Origin of the sequence: Caldimonas sp., from assembly GCF_046289365.1 — a bacterium.
Lineage (GTDB): Bacteria > Pseudomonadota > Gammaproteobacteria > Burkholderiales > Burkholderiaceae_C > Caldimonas.
In genome coordinates this window covers 1-2,923 of record NZ_JBKBVU010000282.1, presented here as the reverse complement: position 1 = coordinate 2,923, position 2,923 = coordinate 1, and the positions used below count along the sequence as shown (strand labels likewise).

Here is a 2,923-nt window from a genome sequence, read left to right as displayed (position 1 = left end):
GAGGGCTATCCGGACTACGTGCTGCACAAGATGGTCACTGTGATGCGCGGTGGGCAGGAGGTGAAGATCTCCAAGCGGGCCGGCTCCTACGTGACCCTGCGTGACCTCATCGACTGGACCAGCCGCGACGCGGTGCGCTTCTTCCTGATCAGTCGCAAGGCCGACACCGAGTTCACCTTCGACGTGGACCTGGCGCTCAAGCAGAACGACGAAAACCCGGTGTACTACGTGCAGTACGCCCACGCGCGCATCTGCTCGGTGGTCGAGCAATGGCGCCAGCAGCATGGCGGCGATCTGGCCGGCTTGCCGCGCGCCGACCTCGGCCGCCTAGTGATGCCGGCCGAGGCGGCGCTCATGCTCAAGCTGGCCGAGTACCCCGGCATGCTGTCGGCGGCCGCGCGCGACCTGGCGCCGCACGACGTGGCCTTTTATCTGCGCGACGTGGCCAGCGCCTTCCACACCTACTACGCGGCCGAGCGCTTCTTGGTGGACGACGCCGAGCTGGCGCGCGCACGGGTGGCCCTGCTGGTGGCCACGCGCCAGGTGCTGCACAACGGCCTGTCCGTGCTGGGCGTGAACGCGCCGGCCAAGATGTGACACCGGGCGCTGCGCCACAATGGGGTGCATGTGCCCGTTCCTGCAAGGACAACCTTCCCGATGAAAAAGCAACGCGGCGGATTCGCCCTGGGCCTGGTGGTGGGGGTGCTGGTCGGCCTGGCCCTGGCCCTGGCGGTGGCGCTGTATGTCACCAAGGTGCCCATTCCCTTCATCAACAAGGTGCCGGCGCGCACGGCCGAGCAGGAGGCGGCCGAGGCCGAGCGCAACCGCCACTGGAACCCCAATGCCCCGCTGCAGGGGCGCAGCGCCGCGCCGCCCGCCCAGGCGCCGGCGGCCTCCCAGCCGCTGCCTGACGTGCCGCCGGGGCTGCGCCAGGGCACGGCGCGGCCGGCCGCACGCGACCCGGCGGCCATCCTCTCCGGCGCCGACCCGGCACCGGCCGCGGCCACCGAGGCGGCGCTGGTCTATTTCGTGCAGGCTGGGGCCTTCACGCGCGCCGAGGAGGCCGAGCAGCAGCGCGCCCGGCTGGCGATGATGGGCTTAAGCGCCCGCGTCACCGAACGCGAGCAGGGTGGCCGCACCGTCTACCGGGTGCGCCTGGGTCCCTTCGACACCCAGGCCGAGGCCGACCGCGCCCAGGACCGGCTCAAGAGCAACGGCATCGATGCGGCCCTGGTGCGCATGCAGCGCTGAACGGGAGGGCCCAGGCGACGGGCGGCTGAACTTGCGCTGGTCGGCCGGATCCACCCGGGCTGCGTTATGTCGTGAAGAATGAAAGGATGACTCGATGAAGCGACGCGAATTCACCACCGTTGGATGGGCGGCTGCCCTGGCGCTGGCCGGCCTGGGGTCTGGGGCGGCGCGGGCCCAGGCTCCCAAGGCGGGCAGCGATTACGTGGTGCTGCGCCCGCCCCTGGCCGGCGGTGCCGAGGGCAAGATCGAGGTCGTCGAGTTCTTCTGGTACGGCTGCCCGCATTGCAACCGCTTCCAGCCCATGATCGAACCCTGGGCTGCCAAGCTGCCGGCCGATGTGGTCTACCGCCGCGTGCCGGTGGCCTTCCGCGACGAGTTCGTCGTGCACCAGCGCATCTACTACGCGCTGGAGGCCCTGGGACAGGTCCAGGCCCTGCACAAGAAGGTCTTCCATGCGGTTCATGTCGAACGCAACCCGCTGAACAAGCCCGAGGCCATCGCCGACTTCATGGCTCGCCAGGGGGTCGATCGCGCCAAGTTCCTCGAGGCCTTCAATTCTTTCGGCGTGCAGACCAAGACCCGCCAAGCCAAGCAGATCGCCGAGGGCTACAAGATCGACGGCGTGCCGGCCATCGGCATCAACGGCCGCTACTGGACCTCCGGGGCCCTGGCCGGATCGCTGGAGCGTTCGCTGCAGGTGGCCGACTACCTGATCGGCCAGGCGCGCGCCGGCCGCTGAGCGGCCGGTTCGGCCCGCCCCGGCACGAAACCTGCTGCCGGCCCTCGCGCGAGGGCCGTTCCCTGGGCTAGAATGGCATGGAACTGCAAGTTTCATGCCGTCATGAGCCCTTCCCTCCCCCCCCTCGGACGACCCTGGCGCAGCACGCCGGGGCTGGCCCTGGCCTTGGCGCTGTTGCTGGGCCCGGCGGCCTGGGCCGAGAGCGAGCGGGACCAGCCCTTGCATTTCACGGCCGACAGCCTGCGCTATGACGATGCGCGCCGGGTGAACGTGCTGACTGGCCGGGTCGAGCTCATCAAGGGCCCCTTGGTGCTGCGCGCCGACCGGGTGGAGGTGCGCCAGTCTGCCGAAGGCCACCACAGCGCCACGGCCACCGGGGCGGCCGAACCGGCCACCTTCCGCCGCAAGCGCGACGGCGTGGACGAGCACATCGAAGGCCGCGCCAGCCGCATCGACTACGACAGCCGCACCGACACGCTGCGACTGAGCGGCCAGGCCGTGATCCGGCGCCTGCGCGGCCCGGAGCTGGCCGACGAGATCAGCGGCCAGACCATCACCTATGACAACAGGGCCGAGACCTTCAGCGTGCAAGGCGGCGTCGAGGGCAGTGCAGACGGCCGGGTGCGCGGGGTGCTGACCCCGTCGTCGTCCGGCGCCGGGCGTGGAGACGCGCGTTGACACCCTTGCGCACGCCTGTGCCGCCCGGGGAGGGCAGCCGTCTGGAGGTCTCGGGCCTGCAAAAGCGCTACGGCGCGCGTCAGGTGGTCAAGGACGTGCACCTGTCGGTCAGAAGCGGCGAGGTCGTGGGCCTGCTGGGCCCCAACGGGGCCGGCAAGACCACCACCTTCTACATGATCGTGGGCCTGGTGCCGGTGGACGCCGGCGAGATCCGCATCGATGGCCGGCGCGTCGAGCGCCGGCCCATCCATGAGC

At 70.5% G+C, this 2,923-nt stretch carries 5 protein-coding genes; all 5 read left to right on the top strand.

The window, feature by feature from the left end:
- On the top strand, nt 1-597 hold a 597-nt coding region (locus tag ACK42S_RS16955), incomplete at its 5' end, for a DALR anticodon-binding domain-containing protein (protein WP_409710321.1).
- Nucleotides 598-657: 60 nt separating this feature from the next.
- Complete coding sequence (locus tag ACK42S_RS16950; protein WP_409710318.1) at nt 658-1,251, top strand: SPOR domain-containing protein; 594 nt, start codon at nt 658-660, stop codon at nt 1,249-1,251.
- Nucleotides 1,252-1,345: 94 nt separating this feature from the next.
- Entirely contained in the window at nt 1,346-1,990 is a 645-nt protein-coding gene (locus ACK42S_RS16945; RefSeq protein ID WP_409710315.1) for a thiol:disulfide interchange protein DsbA/DsbL, read from the top strand.
- Between the two features lie 102 nt (nt 1,991-2,092).
- Complete coding sequence (gene lptA, locus ACK42S_RS16940) at nt 2,093-2,668, top strand: lipopolysaccharide transport periplasmic protein LptA (protein WP_409710312.1); 576 nt, start codon at nt 2,093-2,095, stop codon at nt 2,666-2,668.
- Nucleotides 2,665-2,923, top strand: a 259-nt coding sequence (locus tag ACK42S_RS16935; RefSeq protein ID WP_409710309.1) for an ATP-binding cassette domain-containing protein, incomplete at its 3' end; no start/stop codon positions are given. The genes lptA and ACK42S_RS16935, both read left to right, overlap by 4 nt.